This is a genomic window from Microbacterium sp. LWO12-1.2, from assembly GCF_040675875.1.
In the GTDB taxonomy this organism is placed as follows: Bacteria; Actinomycetota; Actinomycetes; order Actinomycetales; family Microbacteriaceae; genus Microbacterium.
Genome location: NZ_JBEGII010000001.1, coordinates 2,759,562 through 2,775,174, shown reverse-complemented (window position 1 = coordinate 2,775,174; position 15,613 = coordinate 2,759,562). Strand labels below are relative to the sequence as shown.

Below are 15,613 nucleotides of genomic sequence, written 5' to 3'. Positions count from 1 at the left end.
ATCCGGCATGCCCGTTCGCAGAAAATTCTCACGATCCGGTAGAACCGTGTATCGTGCATGATACCTGATTCAATGGAGTTGATGGATGATGGCGTTCACTGCCGAAGACTGGCCGATCGCGGCCGCCATGCTGCCGTTCGTGGCGCACCTGCCGATCGCCGCTGGTGAAGAGGCGCTGCGGCGGGAGTGGTCGACGACGCTGCGCGAGGTCGCCGATGCCGGTTTCACGCACGTCGATCTCACCGATTCCTGGCTGCGCTACGGCGACCTGGATGTGCGCGGACGGGAGACGCTGCGCGCGGCCCTGTCGGATGCGGGGCTCCGCGCGAGCTCGGTCTCGGCTATCCGTCGCAGCGTGATCGACGCGGAAGCGGGCGAGGCGAACCTCGCGTACAGCCACCGCACTCTCGACTTCGCGGCCGAGCTCGGCATCGGCGTGGTCTCCGTCGGGCTGCACCAGGCGTTGACGCCCCGGCAGCGGGAGCAGCTGTGGTTCTGGACGGTCGAAGGCCACCGCGATCGTTCGGACGACGCCGAGGCGTGGGCGCTGGCGATCCGCCGATTCCGCGAGCTCGGGGCGCACGCCGCCGATCTCGGCATCCTGCTCTCGCTCGAGATGTACGAGCACACGTTCCTGGGCACCGCGGCATCGGCCGTGCGCATGATCGAGGAGATCGGGATGCGGGAGGTCGGGCTGAATCCCGACGTGGGGAACCTGATCAGACTGCACGAGCCGGTGGAGGACTGGCGCGAGGTCATGGCCCTGACGCTGCCGTTCACCAACTTCTGGCATGTCAAGAACTACACCCGCGACGAGGATCCGGCTTCCGGGGTGATCACGACGGTGCCCGCGTATCTGGAGAGCGGACTCATCGACTACCGGACTGCACTGCGGATGGCGATCGAGAGCGGCTTCCAGGGAGTCATCTGCACGGAGCACTACGGCGGCGACGGGCTGAGCATGAGCGCCGCGAACCGCGACTATCTGCGGGGGCGCATCCTCCCGCGCCGGCCGTACGCCCCGGGGGCGAGCCGTGTCGCTCAGCATGCGGAGAGGGTCGCATCATGACCCGCATCGTCTCCGATCCCGACACCTTCGTCGCCGAGGCGCTGGACGGCCTCGTGCTCGCGCATCCGCAGGAGCTGCGCCGCGTGGAGGGCGGGGTCGCTCGCCGTGCCCCGCTCGCTCCCGGCCAGGTCGCGGTCATCGTCGGTGGAGGATCCGGTCACTACCCGGCGTTCGGGGGGATCGTCGGGATCGGGATGCCGGCGGCAGCCGTGTGCGGCAACATCTTCTCGTCGCCCTCGGCGGGCCAGGCGGTGCGCGTCGCCCACGCGGTCGACGCGGGAGGGGGAGTGCTCTTCAGCTACGGCAACTACGCCGGCGACGTCATCCACTTCGGGGAGGCCGAGCGTCGACTGCGCGATGAAGGTCTCGACGTGCGCACCGTGCTGGTGACCGATGACATCGCCAGCGCTCCCGTGGCCGATGCGGCGCAGCGCCGCGGCATCGCCGGGGATCTGTGCGTCTTCCGGATCGCCGGTGCGGCAGCGGAGCGGGGCGACTCCCTCGACGAGGTCGAGAGGCTCGCGCGGCATGCGAACGACCGCACGCGCACGATCGGCGTCGCATTCTCGGGATGCACGGTGCCGGGAGCGAGCGAGCCGCTGTTCGAGGTGCCGGAGGGCATGATGTCGATCGGGCTCGGCATCCACGGCGAGCCCGGCATCCGCGACGTCCCCGTGCAGGGGGCGCCCGAACTGGCGCGCACGCTCCTCGAGCCGCTGCTGGCGGAACGGCCGCAGGGGGCCGGAGCGCACGTGTCCCTTCTGGTGAACGGCTTGGGAACGGTCAAGTACGAGGAGCTCTTCGTGCTCTTCGGGCATCTGCACCGCGAGCTCGAGCACGCGGGGATCGTCGTGGCGAGTCCGCTCTGCGGTGAGCTGGTCACGAGCCTCGACATGGGGGGCGTCTCGGTCACCCTGCTCTGGCTCGACGACGAGCTGGAGGAGCTGTGGGATGCGCCCGCGGCGTCGCCCGCCTTCCGGCGCGGCGCAGTGGCGGATGCGGGGACGCCGGATGACGCCGTGCGCCCGAACCGCTCCGCCGTCGATGAGATCGTCGAGCGGCACCACGCCTCCCCGGCCTCGCAGCGTGCCGCCGACACCGCCCGCGACCTGCTCTCCCTGGTCCGTGACGTCGTCGTGGAGCAGGCGGAGATCCTCGGGGCGCTCGACGCCATCGCCGGGGACGGTGACCACGGCATCGGTATGAGCAGAGGTCTCGAGGCGGCGGTCGCGGCGGCATCCGCCCGTCCGGAAGGAGACGGCCTCTCGGCGCTGCTGACCGCGGCGGGCGAGGCCTGGTCGGAGACCGCCGGAGGAACATCGGGAGCGCTCTGGGGGGCCGCGCTGTCTGCCTTCGGTCGGGTCGCCGACGACGCAGGAGCGCAGAGCGGAGAGGCGGTCGTCGCAGCGGTGACGGCTGCCCGCGAACGGATCGCTCAGCTGGGCGGCGCCGAGGCGGGGGACAAGACCATGCTCGACGCGCTGCTGCCGTTCGAAACGGCGCTGCGGAGCGCGGTCGCGGAGGGCGTACCCGTCGCGACCGCGCTCCGGCAGGCGGCGTCGGCGGCGAACGGGGCCGCGCAGGAGACCGCAACGCTGCGTCCGCGCAAGGGGCGCGCGCGTCCACTGGCAGAGAAGAGCATCGGCCATCCCGACCCCGGAGCCGTGTCGTTCGCGTTGATCGTGGAGACGCTCGCGGAGTGGGCCGATGCAGATGAGCGGACAGAGGGACGGCGATGACCGGCTGGAAGATCGTGATCGGCGCGGATGACGCCGGCTATGAGTACAAGGAGATCCTCCGCGTGCTGCTGGAGGCGGACCCGCGGGTGGCGGGCGTGGTCGACGTCGGCGTCGGTGCGGACGGTCACACCCCGTACCCCCGCGTCGCGTCGGAAGCGGCGAGGATGGTCGCGGACGGGCGGATGGACCGGGCGCTCCTCGTGTGCGGCACCGGCTTGGGCATGGCGATCGCGGCGAACAAGGTGCGCGGAGTGCGGGCGGTGACGGCGCATGATGCGTACTCGGTCGCGAGGTCGGTGCTCAGCAACAACGCCCAGGTGCTCACGCTGGGCGCCAGGGTGATCGGGCCGGAGCTGGCCAAGACTCTGGTGGACGAGTGGCTGGGGCTGGCATTCGACCCCCGGTCGCCCTCATCGGCCAAGGTGGAACTGATCGAGCAGATGGACGCGGAGGAGTCGGCATGACGGAGCAGATCGCAGTGGTGGGGTCCGGTTACATGGGCGGTGGGATCGCGCAGGTGATCGCCCTCTCCGGGCGCCAGGTCGTCCTCGCGGACGTGACAGCGGAGCAGGCCGCGCAGAGCCGAGAGCGGATCATCCGCGAGGCGGAGGAGTTCGAGGCGAGAGCCCTGTTCCCGGCGGGCGCCGCGACACGCATCGCGGCTGCCGTGCGCGCCGCCGACTCGATCGAGGATGCGGTGACCGCCGCCGACATCGTCGAGGAGGCGGTGCCGGAGATCCTCGCCGTCAAACACGAGACCCTGCGCCGGATCAGCGCGGCGGCGCGGTCGACGGCGATCATCGGCAGCAACACCTCGACGATCTCGATCGCATCGTTGGCAGAAGCGGTCGAGCGGCCGGAGCGCTTCCTCGGCGTGCACTTCAGCAACCCGGCGACGTTCATCCCCGGGGTCGAGGTGATCCCGCACACAGGCACCGACCGTGCCGTCGTCTCGCGCATGATCGCACTGCTCGCGGAGTGCGGCAAGACCGGGGTCGAGGTTCCTGATGTCACGGGTTTCGTGCTGAACCGGCTGCAGTACGCGCTGTTCACGGAGGCAGCGCGCCTCGTGGAGGAGGGGGTCGCGACCGCAGAGTCCATCGACACCATCGCGCGGACGACCTTCGGTTTCCGGCTGCCGTTCTTCGGGCCGTTCGCGATCGCGGACATCGCCGGTCTCGACGTCTACGAGTTCTGCTATCGCTCGCTGGGGGAGGCGTATCCCGAACGGTTCGTGGAGCCGGCAGTCCTCCGCGACCGAGTGGAGCGCGGGGAGCTGGGCGTGAAGAGCGGCCGGGGCTTCCTGGCGACTCCGCCCGAACGCAGCGCTGAGCTGGTCGCCTACCGGGACCGTGCGTACGCGGCGATGGCGAAGCTGCTCGACGAGATCGGCCCGGCACCGATCGACTACTAGACGTCATGCCGGTATTCCGGCGGCGTCTTCCTTGACACCGCAGGCAACGTCTGCGGTAAAATTACAACGTTAGAAATACAACGTTGTAATCCTAACCATCTCGCGTCCCGACGACCGGATGGGGCATTGAACAATGAAGTCCAGTATCCGAAGGGAAACACAGTGAAGACGAAGCACGCTCTCGCTGCGGCACTCACTCTCGTCCTCGCGGGCGGCCTCGCTTCGTGCGCCGACAGCGGCGGCACGGAAGCGAACGGCGGCAACGCAGCCACCAACTGCACCAACACGATCGAGAAGAAGGATCTTCCGGTCGTGACGATGTGGGCGTGGTATCCGAACATGGAACTCGTCGTCGACAACTTCAACAAGGCGAGCGACGACGTCCAGGTCTGCTGGACCAACGCAGGCCAGGGTGGTGACGAGTACGACAAGTTCCAGACCGCCATCACCGCGGGCACCGGTGCCCCGGATGTGATCATGATCGAGGCCGACCGCATCCCCACCTTCCAGGTGCAGAACGCGATCGTCGACATCGCCGCATTCGGCTATGAGGACGTCAAGGACAACTACAGCGAAGGGGCCTGGAAGGACGTCTCGGTCGGCGAGGGCGTGTACGGCGTTCCGGTCGACGGCGGTCCGATGGGGATGATCTACCGCAAGGACATCTTCGAGACCTACGGCATCACCCCGCCCACCACCTGGGCCGAGTACGAAGCGGCCGCGCAGAAGGTCAAGGACGCCGGCGGGCCGTTGTTCGGAGACCTCGGAGCCAACGTGCCCGCGGTCATGATGGCGCTGCAGTACCAGAACGGTGCGGAGCCCTTCACCTACGACTCCGCAGACCCCGAGAAGATCTCGATCAACCTCAACGACGACGCGTCGAAGGAGGTCCTGGACTACTGGGACGGCATGGTCGAGAAGGGGCTGGTCGGCACGCAGGATCAGTTCACCCCCGAGTACATCGCCGGTGTCATCGGCGGCGACTACGCCACCTACATCTCCGCGGCCTGGGCCCCCGGGTACCTGACGGGCGCGGGTGTCGGCGAGGGAGAGGACGCCGGTGTCTGGGCGACCGCTCCGCTGCCGCAGTGGGACGCCTCCAACCCGACCTACGTCAACTGGGGTGGCTCCGCCTTCTCCGTCACGAGCCAGGCATCGAACCCCGAGCTCGCGGCCAAGGTCGCCTTCGGCGTCTACGCCGATGAGGCCTCGCTGACCGACGGCTGGCAGAACCAGGTGATCTTCCCGCTCAACCTCACCGCTCTCAACTCGCCCGACTTCGAGAACTACGAAGTGCCGTTCTTCGGCGGGCAGCTGGCGAACAAGGAGGTGTACGTCCCCGCGGCGAACGGGTACACGGGTATGACCTACACGCCGTTCGGCGCGTACTACTTCGATGCGTTCAACGAACAGCTCGCGTCGATCAACGAGGGGGCGGTCTCCGGTTCGGAGGCGGCCGACGGCCTGCAGGAATCGGTCGTCAAGTATGCCGAGGAGCAGGGCTTCACCGTCGAGTGACCGCCCTCGCGGTGGGTCGCCCCTCGGTGCGGGCGGCCCACCGCGTCCCCCTTCCCCCTCAATCCAGGAGTCATCCATGACTGTCGACATCGCGGTTCGCCCGCAGACGACGAAGACGAAGAAGAGCGGTGCGCGGCGCGGAGGTGCGTCGACGCACGGCCGCGTCGGCTGGGCGTTCGTCGCCCCCTTCGCGATCGTGTTCCTCGCACTGCTCGTCACGCCACTGCTCTACGCGCTCTACCTGAGCCTCTTCCAGACACGCATGATCGGCGGGACGACGTTCGTCCTGTTCGACAACTACATCAAGGCCTTCACCGACCCGAACTTCCTCGACGGCATCCGCTTCGTCATCGGCTTCTCCGCCATCCTGATCCCGCTGCAGATGGCGGTGTCGCTCGGGGTGGCTCTGATCCTCGATGCGGTGGTCACCCGATTCGCGCGCTTCTCGCGCCTGATGATCTTCCTGCCGTACGCGATCCCCGCGGTCATCGGTGCCCTCATGTGGGGGTTCCTGTACAGCAAGAGCTTCGGCCCGATGGCTGAGATCTTCGGTCTGTTCGGCATGGCCGGCCCCGACATGCTCAGCCGCGACCTCGTCTTCTTCGGCCTGCTCAACATCGTGACCTGGCAGTGGGCCGGGTACTACATGATCATCATCTATGCCGCGCTGCAGGGCATCGACCCGACGCTGTACGAAGCGGCGCGCATCGACGGAGCGAGCGGATGGCAGATCACTCTGCGCATCAAGATCCCGCTGATCGCTCCGGCGCTCCTGCTGATCCTCGTGTTCGCCCTGATCGGCACATTGCAATTCTTCAACGAGCCGCAGATCCTGCGATATCTGGCATCCGGAGCGATCCCCGCCGACCTCACACCGAACATGTACGCCTATCAACAGGCATTCGCGCTGGCCAACTACAACTACGGATCGGCCATCTCCTTCGCCCTCGGCGCCGTGGTGTTCGTCTGCGTCTACCTCTTCATGTTCATCACCCGAAAGCGCGGGAGCTTCCTGTCATGACGACTCTCACCGACTCCACCCGTGCGGCGCGTCGCCGGCACCTGCCCCTTCAGGTACTCCTCGGCTTCCTGGTCGTCTACTTCCTGATCCCCTTCTGGTGGGTCATCGTGAACAGCTCCAAGGATGCGGCCGGACTCTTCGGCGGCGGGAGCTCGCTGTGGTTCTCCTCGGACATCGACTACTGGGGAAACCTCGTCGACCTGTTCACCTACCAGAACGGCATCTACGCGCGGTGGATGCTGAACTCCGCCCTCTACGCCTTCGTCGGCGGCATCGGCGCGACCGTGCTCGCCGTGCTGGCCGGCTACGGATTCGCCAAGTTCCGCTTCCGCGGTCGAAGCTTCAGCTTCGCGGTGCTGCTGGGGTCGGTCATGGTGCCCACGACGGCGCTCGTCATCCCGACCTTCATCCTGTTCTCGCAGGTGGGTCTGACGAACACGATCTGGGCGGTGATCCTGCCGACGCTGCTGAACCCGTTCGGGGTGTACCTCATGAACATCTACACCCGTGAAGCCGTGCCCGATGAGCTGCTCGACGCCGCCCGTGTGGACGGTGCGGGGGAGCTGCGCACGTTCCTCCAGGTGTCGATCCCGCTCATGCGCCCAGCGATCGTCACGGTCCTGCTGCTGTCGGTCGTGGCCTCCTGGAACAACTACTTCCTGCCGCTCGCGATGCTGTCCGACAACCGCCTCTTCCCCGTCACGGTCGGCATCGGCATGTGGCAGGGCATCGCCTCGGCGAACAACGCCGGCGGCACCTCGCTCTGGAGCATCATCATCCTCGGCTCCCTCGTCTCGGTGATCCCGCTGATCATCGCGTTCCTCACCCTGCAGAAGTACTGGCAGGGCGGGCTCTCCATCGGAAGTCTCAAGTAGTCCCGACTGCTCGTGACCTCCACTCTCCCCAGGCAAAGGTGAAAATGATCAACGCACGACTCGCCATCGACCCGCACTTCACGGTCGGCGACATCAACCGACGACTCTTCGGGTCGTTCGTCGAGCACCTCGGACGGTGCGTCTACGGAGGAATCTACGAGCCCGGCCACCCCACGGCCGACGCAGACGGATTCCGCGGCGACGTCATCGAGTTGGTCAAGGAGCTGGGGGTCTCCACGATCCGGTATCCCGGCGGGAACTTCATCTCCGGCTACCGCTGGGAAGACGGCATCGGCCCGCGAACGGAGCGTCCTCGCCGACTGGATCTCGCGTGGCACTCGATCGAGACCAACGAGATCGGACTCGACGAGTTCGCCGCATGGGCGGAGGGCATCGGCAGCGAGCTGATGTACGCGGTGAACCTCGGCACCAGGGGGATCGAGTCCGCGCTCGATGTGCTCGAGTACACGAACGTCGCCTCGGGTACGTTCTGGTCGGAGAAGCGCATCGCGAACGGCAAGAAGGATCCGTACAACGTGCGGATGTGGTGCCTCGGCAACGAGATGGACGGCCCCTGGCAGGTCGGCCACTCCACCGCACACGAGTACGGGCGGCTGGCGGTCAAGACGGCGCGCGCGATGCGGATGGTCGATCCCGATCTCGAGCTCGTCGCGTGCGGCAGTTCGAGCGCGTCGATGCCGACCTTCGGGGAGTGGGAGCGGATCGTCCTCGAGGAGACCTACGACGAGGTCGACTTCATCTCCTGCCACGCGTACTACGAGCCCAAGGGGGGAGACTACGAGAGCTTCCTGGCTTCCGCTGTCGACATGGACCGCTTCATCGAGGCGGTCGTGGCGACGGCGGACCACGTGAAGGCGCTGCGACGGAGCGACAAGACGCTCAACATCTCCTTCGACGAATGGAACGTCTGGTACCAGTCGCGGTTCAACGACGTCGAGAAGATCACCGACGCCAACGAGTGGCCGATCGCTCCGCGCCTGCTGGAGGACTCGTACTCCGTCGTGGATGCCGTCGTGTTCGGCAACCTGCTGATCTCCCTGCTGCGTCATGCCGATCGGGTGACGGCTGCGAGCCTCGCTCAGCTGGTGAACGTGATCGCGCCGATCATGACCGAGCCGAACGGCAAGTCCTGGCGTCAGACGACGTTCTTCCCCTTCGCCATCACCTCGCGCCTGGCACGCGGGCGGGCGCTGGAGGTACGGCTGGAGGCGCCAACGTACGCGACCGAGGTCTACGGCGACGTGTCTCTCGTCGATGCGGTCGCCACGCACGACGAGGAGAGCGGCGACACGGCCGTGTTCCTCGTGAACCGCAGTCTGACCGAGGAGGTCACGGTGCAGATCGATGTGAGCCGCCTCGGCGACGTGTCGGTGACCTCCGCGCAGACGCTGCAGGACGACGACATCCACGCGCGCAACACGATCGACGACCCTGAGCGCGTCGGCATGCAGGAGAACACCTCGGCCAGGGTGGCCGACGGCACGATCTCCATCACGCTGCCCGCCGTGTCGTGGACGGCGGTGACGGTGCGATGACCCTCGAGGATGCGGGCGGCCCTGCGGCTGCGATTCTGCGGGTCGAGGGCGCCCGCATCCACGGCGGTGACGGGCCGCTGGTGCTGCGCGGGTTCGGGCTCGGTGGCTGGATGAACATGGAGAACTTCATCACCGGCTATGCGGGCACCGAGACCCAGCACCGCAAGGCGCTGCGCCGGGTACTCGGCGACGAGGCATACGACAGGTACTTCTCGCGCTTCCTCTCGGTGTTCTTCACGGATGCCGATGCAGCGCACGTGCGCAGCCTCGGGATGAACTCGGTGCGCATCCCCTTCAACTACCGGCACTTCGAGGACGACACCGAGCCGTTCGTGCTGAAGGAAGAGGGGTTCGCGCTGCTCGACCGGGCCGTCGAGGCGTGTGCGCGGCACGGGATCTACGCGATCCTCGACCTGCACGCCGTGCCGGGGGCGCAGAACCAGCACTGGCACAGCGACAACCCGACCCAGTGGGCGCACTTCTGGGCGCAGCGGCAGTTCCAGGATCGTGTCGTGCATCTGTGGGAGCGCATCGCGGAGCGCTACCGCGGCAACCCCTGGGTCGCCGGGTACAACCCGATCAACGAGCCGGGGGATGCCGAGGGGACGACGATCGGACCCTTCTACCGGCGGCTGAAGGCGGCGATCCGCGCGGTCGACCCCGAGCACATCCTGTTCCTCGACGGCAACCGGTACTCGACGCAGTTCGACCAGCTCGGGGATCCCCTGCCGAACTGCGTCTACACCGCACACGACTATGCGCTCCCCGGGTTCGTGGACGGCGGGCCCTATCCGGGCGTCAGCCGTGGCCAGTACATCGACCGCGACCGGGTCGAGGAGACGTTCCTGCAGCGCACGGCCTACATGCGCGAGACCGGCACTCCGATCTGGGTGGGCGAGTTCGGCCCTGTGTACACGGGCGACCCGGCGCGCGACGAGCAGCGCTATCAGCTTCTCGACGACCAGCTCGAGATCTACGCGCGCCACGACGCCAGTTGGGCGCTGTGGACGTACAAGGACATCGGGCTGCAAGGCGCCGTCAGTGCCGATCCGAACTCGGAGTACATGCGCCGCATCGCCCCCGTCTTGGAGAAGAAGAGTCGGCTCGGCGTCGACTCCTGGGGATCGACCGACGCCGGGGTGCGCGATGTGCTCGAACCGCTGGAGAGGCTGTTCGAGACCGAGTTCCCCGATTTCGCGCCGTTCCCCTGGGGCGCGCGACGGTGGATCCACGGGCACGTGCGGCACGTGATGCTCGCCGAGGCCATGGTGGGGGACTACGCACGCGCGTTCACCGGAGTGAGCGCGGACGAAGCGGAATCGCTCGCTGATGCTTTCGCCTTCGAGAACTGCGTGCGCCGCGAACGGCTGGAGCGGATCATCTCGACCCCGCGGTGAGACCCGCGCATAGACTGCGACAGGACCACGGCGGCGGCGAAGGAGTCTCGGCATGAACGAACGCAACTGGGCGGGCAACCTCACGTATCGAGCGGCGACGCTCGCGCATCCCGCCTCGGTCGACGAGGTGCGCGCCGTGCTCGCTCAGGGCGGACCGGTGCGTGTGCTCGGATCGCGCCACTGCTTCAACGACATCGCCGACACCGACGGCACGCTGATCGCGCTCGATCGTCTGCCCGTCGTGTTCGAGGTGAACGCCGAGCGGGATGCCGTGCGCGTTTCGGCCGGCCTGCGCTACGGCGACATCGCGCCGCTGCTGGAGGCGGAGGGGCTCGCGCTGGCGAACCTCGCCTCGCTGCCGCACATCTCGGTCGCCGGGGCCGTCGCCACGGGCACGCATGGTTCGGGTGACGCGATCGGCTCTCTGGCGAGTGCGGTCCGCGCCCTCACGATCCTCACCGCCTCCGGCGAGATCCGCCGGCTGGCGCGCGGCGAAGACGGCTTCGGCGGCGCGGTGGTGAGCCTCGGCGCGCTCGGCGTCGTGCTCGATGTCACGCTCGACGTGGAGCCTACCTACCAGGTGTCCCAGTACGTGTTCGAGCATCCGAGCTGGGATGCCGTGCTCGCCGACTTCGACGAGGTCACCTCGATCGGCACCAGCGTGAGTCTGTTCTCGACCTGGGAGCGCACCGACTTCGTGGACCAGATCTGGGTCAAGCAGCGCCAGCCCGAGGCGCGGGAAGCCGCACGGGAGTCGCTGTTCGAGCGCCTGGGCGCCGAGCCCGCGGTGGCGAAGCGGCATCCCATCCTCGGCGTCGACCCCATCGCCTGCACCGAGCAGCTCGGGGCGTCGGGGCCGTGGTTCGAGCGCCTCACCCACTTCAAGCTCGAGTACACCCCGTCGGCCGGTGCCGAGCTGCAGAGCGAATACCTCGTGCCGCGCGCGGATGCCGTCGCGGCGATCCAGTCCGTGCGGATGCTGGCCGGCCAGATCGCGCCGCTGCTGCTCGTCAACGAGATCCGCACCGTCCGCGCGGACGACCTGTGGCTCAGCTCGTCGTCCGGCACGGATGCCGTCGGCATCCACTTCACCTGGAAGCCCGAGGAGGAGGCCGTCCGGGCGCTGCTCCCGACGATCGAGGCGGCCCTGCCGGAGACCGCACGCCCGCACTGGGGCAAGGTGTTCACGCTCGACCCGGCCGAGGCGCGCTCGCGGTACCCGCGCTGGCACGACTTCACCGCGCTCGCCGCTGCGTACGACCCCGAGCGCCGGTTCGTGAATCCCTACCTGGAGCGGCTGGGGTTGTAGGCCGCGCAGACGGGCTCGAGGCGGCGCGCTTCGTCGCGTTGCGGCGCCTCGATCGGCGAGCCGTTCGCACCGAGGTCTTGTGCTCCGAAATCTGTTACCGGTAACATACGGGGAGCAGTGATCATCACGCGGCCCGCCCGGGCCGCCGGGCTCGCGATGCGCGAGGTTCCGGTATCTCAAGGAGGAGAGTGCATGAAGAGCGTCGCCGGTATCCATCTCTGCCGACACGGTCACCGTGCCGCACGCCGTCGGCCGTCGCGCGGATCTCGGCAGGGACAGCCCCGACAGCCACGCTGAGCGCCAGCGGCGCACTGCACTGACCCCATCGACCCCACAAGGGGACCGAAGTCCGTCCCGCGGCGATCCACCGCGGCGGGAGATCTCGGTCACATCCTCACCTTCGCCTGAGGTCACCATCCGAGGGCCTCCTCCCGCGAGGAGAAGGCCGTGATCGGTGCGCGTCCGCGCGCCCTCGAGCGAATCGATCCGCAAGGAGAACACCAGTGAAATCACATCTCAGATCCGCCGATCGGCAACGCAGCCGATCCGTATCGCGCCCCGCAGCGCTGCTGGGGGTGGCCGCCCTCATCGCATCGTCGGTGACCGCCGTGGGAGTGCCGGGGGCGGCCTTCGCCGCTCCGACGGACATCATCCAGAACGGCACGTTCGAGAGCGGGGTGTCGGGATGGACCGCACCCCTGGGCGGCACGCTCAGTGCGAGCACGGATGCTCGCACCGGCTCGAAGGCCCTCGCGATCAGCGATCGTTCCAGCTTCCAGTCCGGCCCCACCGCCACGGTGACCGGGCTGTTGAAGACCGATCAGTCCTACGATCTCTCGCTCTCGCTGAAGTTCGACGCCGGCCGCGCCACGCAGAACTTCAACGTGGTGCTGTGCACTTCGACGCGCAGCCGCTGCGACGTCGTGGGATCCACGACGGCGACAGCGGGCGAGTGGGCCACGGTCGAGAAGACGTTCACGCCGCTGACGGCCGACTACGACATCATGTTCGTCGAGACGCCCTGGAACACCGACGTGCAGTCCTTCGTGATCGACGACGTCTCGCTGACGACCGATGACGGAGCGCCCGCGGTCACCGAGCCGCCGGCGGTGCCGGGCAACCTTCTGCCTGATGGCCGCTTCGTCTCGGACCTGACCGGGTGGACCAACACCCGCGGCGGCACGCTGGCTCTCAGCGATGACGCGGCGAGCGGTGCGCACTCCCTGAAGGTCACCGGCCGCGAGAACACCCAGTCGGGTCCGTTCGCGAGTGTCGCGGACAAGATCGAGCTCGGCGCCTCCTACCGCCTCACCGGCAAGCTCAAGTACGACGAGGGCAACGCCACCCAGCAGTTCAACTTCACGTTCTGCCCCACGAACTTCAACGGCTGCGCCGACTACGGGCACACGTTCACGAAGGGCGAATGGGGCACGTTCTCGCAGGAGTTCACGGCCGAGGCCAAGCACGTCGCTGCGGGATGGCTGTTCGTCGAGACCCCCTGGGGCTCCGACGCCCTGCAGGACTTCTCGGTCGACGAGCTCTCGCTCGTCAAGATCGCGGATGCTCCGGAAGGCCCCGCCTTCACGAGCCTGGAGAAGGTGCAGACCAAGCCGGTCGGCGACCACAACCCGCTCGTCGGCCACAAGTTCGGCGCCGACCCGCACCACCTGGTCTACAACGGTCGTCTCTACATCTACTCGACCGATGACACCCAGCAGTACGACCTGAACAGCAAGGACGAGAACGGTCTGCCGACGCAGTCGAACGGCTACGGCGGCATCACCCGGCTCAACGTGATGTCCACGACCGACATGGTCAACTGGGTCGACCACGGCACGGTGCCGGTGGCTCGCGAGGGCGGCGCCGCACCCTGGGCCCGCAACTCCTGGGCTCCGGCCGCGATCGAGAAGGACGGCAAGGTCTACCTCTACTTCTGCGACAGCGGAACCGGCACGGCGGTCGTCGTCGGCGGCTCGCCGCTGGGCCCGTGGGAGGACCCGCTGGGCAAGAAGATCATCCCCGACACGGTGTCTCGCGACTACATCGCCGAAGGCGGCTTCCCCGCAGGCATGTGGCTCTTCGACCCCGAGGTCTTCATCGACGACGACGGCCAGGGCTACCTGTACTTCGGCGGCAACTCGCAGATCGGCACCTCGCCGAACGTGCAGGGACCGCAGAACCCGAAGTCGACGCGCGTCGTGAAGCTGAAGGATGACATGGTCACCCTCGACGGCGACCCGGTCGAGATCGACGCCCCCGGCATGTTCGAAGCGTCGAGCATGTTCAAGCGGGACGGCAAGTACTACTACTCGTACTCGTCGAACTTCCAGGTGAACGAGGCGCCGGGGCTGTACCCGTCGCGCGGTGCGATCGCGTACATGATGACCGATGACCCGATGAAGCTCGGCTCCTCGGAGTACGCGGGTGTGGCGTTCCAGAACCAGGGCACGTTCTTCGGAGCGGGCAACGGCGGCAACAACCACTCCGACATGTTCACCTACAAGGGCGAGACCTACTTCACCTACCACGCGCAGACGCGCGGGGCGGCGTGGGCGGCGGCTCTCGGAACCCCCGGTGCGACGCAGGGCTACCGCTCGGTGCACATCGACAAGCTCGAGTTCAACGAGGACGGCACCATCAAGCCGATCGTCGGAACCAAGGCGGGCGTGGAGCAGGTCGAGAGCTTCGACCCGTACCGCACCTTCGAAGCGGAGACCCTGGCCTGGCAGCTCGGCATCACCACCGCCAAGACGGATGCCGTCTCGGTCGAGTTCCCCGAGCACAACGGTTCCGGCAACATGGTGCTCTCGGGCGTCGATGACGGGGACTTCTCCGGAATCTCCGGTGTCGACTTCGGCTCCGGCGCGCAGAAGGTGTCGGCGAAGGTGAAGCCGCTGGTCGCCGGAAGCAGCATCCAGGTGCGCCTGGATGATGTCGACGGCCCCGTCGTGGCGGAGATCCCCGTCGACGGAACGGTCGGAGAGTGGACCACGGTCGAGGCCGAGGTCACCGGCGCCACCGGAGAGCACGATGTGTTCTTCGTGTTCGCCGGCGCCGAGGGCACGGATGCCGAGACCGACCTGTTCGAGGTCGACAACTGGGCGTTCACCGCGATCGACGACAGCCCTGGCGCCGAGCTGAGTGCGCAGCTGTCCGTCTCTACCGTCGCCGCGGGAGGCAAGGTCACCGTGACCGCCACCGGCGTGACGGTCGACGAGGTCGAGATCGGCATCGAGAGCACCTACCGTGCGCTCGCGACCGCGACCACCGCGGACGGCCGGATCGAGGCGACAGTCACGATCCCCACCGATACGACGGCGGGTGCGCACCACATCGTGCTGCGTGACGGTGAGACGGAACTCGCGCGGCTGCCGCTCACGGTCACCCGGGCGGGTACCGGTGGCAGCACCGATGGCGGCACCGACGGTGGTCCCTCCACCGGCGGTGGAACCGGAGGTACCGACGGCTCCCTCGCGAACACCGGAGGTGACGCGAGTGCGTCGCTGACGGCGGCGTGGGTCGGTGCGCTGCTGCTGGCGCTCGGATCCGGGTTCTGGATCCTGCGTCGCCGAGGCCGCTCGGTTCTGGAGACCGAGACGGAGTGAGGTGAGGTCGCCGCCTCCCTGCGGTGACCGACCTCTCCCACGGCCCGCCTCTTCCTGCTGCCCCCACAGCAGGAAGAGGCGGGCTTTTCGCGTGCTCGTGAACGACGACA

At 67.7% G+C, this 15,613-nt stretch carries 11 protein-coding genes; all 11 read left to right on the top strand.

The features are described from left to right. The first annotated feature begins 85 nt into the window (after nt 1-85). The 11 genes from MRBLWO12_RS13255 (at nt 86) to MRBLWO12_RS13205 (ending at nt 15,503) form a co-directional block, all read left to right on the top strand. A complete protein-coding gene (locus MRBLWO12_RS13255) occupies nt 86-1,069 on the top strand; it encodes a sugar phosphate isomerase/epimerase family protein (RefSeq protein ID WP_363556184.1) in 984 nt (327 codons plus the stop codon). Next, the gene (locus MRBLWO12_RS13250; protein WP_363556182.1) at nt 1,066-2,808 is read left to right on the top strand and encodes a dihydroxyacetone kinase family protein; all 1,743 of its coding nucleotides are present in this window, start codon (nt 1,066-1,068) and stop codon (nt 2,806-2,808) included. Before MRBLWO12_RS13255 ends, MRBLWO12_RS13250 begins: the two co-directional genes overlap by 4 nt. Further along, nucleotides 2,805-3,272, top strand: a complete 468-nt coding sequence (locus MRBLWO12_RS13245; protein WP_363556180.1) for a ribose-5-phosphate isomerase — start codon at nt 2,805-2,807, stop codon at nt 3,270-3,272. The genes MRBLWO12_RS13250 and MRBLWO12_RS13245 overlap by 4 nt, the downstream gene beginning before the upstream one ends. Further along, nucleotides 3,269-4,222, top strand: coding sequence for a 3-hydroxyacyl-CoA dehydrogenase family protein (locus MRBLWO12_RS13240; RefSeq protein ID WP_363556178.1), 954 nt, complete (start codon nt 3,269-3,271; stop codon nt 4,220-4,222). Before MRBLWO12_RS13245 ends, MRBLWO12_RS13240 begins: the two co-directional genes overlap by 4 nt. 162 nt (nt 4,223-4,384) lie before the next feature. After that, nucleotides 4,385-5,740, top strand: a complete 1,356-nt coding sequence (locus tag MRBLWO12_RS13235) for an ABC transporter substrate-binding protein (protein ID WP_363556176.1) — start codon at nt 4,385-4,387, stop codon at nt 5,738-5,740. Nucleotides 5,741-5,816: 76 nt separating this feature from the next. Then, nucleotides 5,817-6,761: a carbohydrate ABC transporter permease gene (locus tag MRBLWO12_RS13230; RefSeq protein WP_363556174.1), complete on the top strand. Its 945-nt coding sequence runs from the start codon at nt 5,817-5,819 to the stop codon at nt 6,759-6,761. Beyond that, the gene (locus tag MRBLWO12_RS13225) at nt 6,758-7,636 is read left to right on the top strand and encodes a carbohydrate ABC transporter permease (protein ID WP_363556172.1); all 879 of its coding nucleotides are present in this window, start codon (nt 6,758-6,760) and stop codon (nt 7,634-7,636) included. The genes MRBLWO12_RS13230 and MRBLWO12_RS13225 overlap by 4 nt, the downstream gene beginning before the upstream one ends. A gap of 44 nt (nt 7,637-7,680) precedes the next feature. Beyond that, a complete protein-coding gene (locus tag MRBLWO12_RS13220; RefSeq protein ID WP_363556170.1) occupies nt 7,681-9,192 on the top strand; it encodes an alpha-N-arabinofuranosidase in 1,512 nt (503 codons plus the stop codon). Then, a complete protein-coding gene (locus tag MRBLWO12_RS13215) occupies nt 9,189-10,589 on the top strand; it encodes a glycoside hydrolase family 5 protein (protein ID WP_363556168.1) in 1,401 nt (466 codons plus the stop codon). Before MRBLWO12_RS13220 ends, MRBLWO12_RS13215 begins: the two co-directional genes overlap by 4 nt. Nucleotides 10,590-10,641: 52 nt before the next feature. Next, nucleotides 10,642-11,898: an FAD-binding protein gene (locus MRBLWO12_RS13210; protein ID WP_363556166.1), complete on the top strand. Its 1,257-nt coding sequence runs from the start codon at nt 10,642-10,644 to the stop codon at nt 11,896-11,898. Nucleotides 11,899-12,401: 503 nt separating this feature from the next. Beyond that, a complete protein-coding gene (locus MRBLWO12_RS13205; protein WP_363556164.1) occupies nt 12,402-15,503 on the top strand; it encodes a carbohydrate binding domain-containing protein in 3,102 nt (1,033 codons plus the stop codon). Nucleotides 15,504-15,613: the final 110 nt, after the last annotated feature.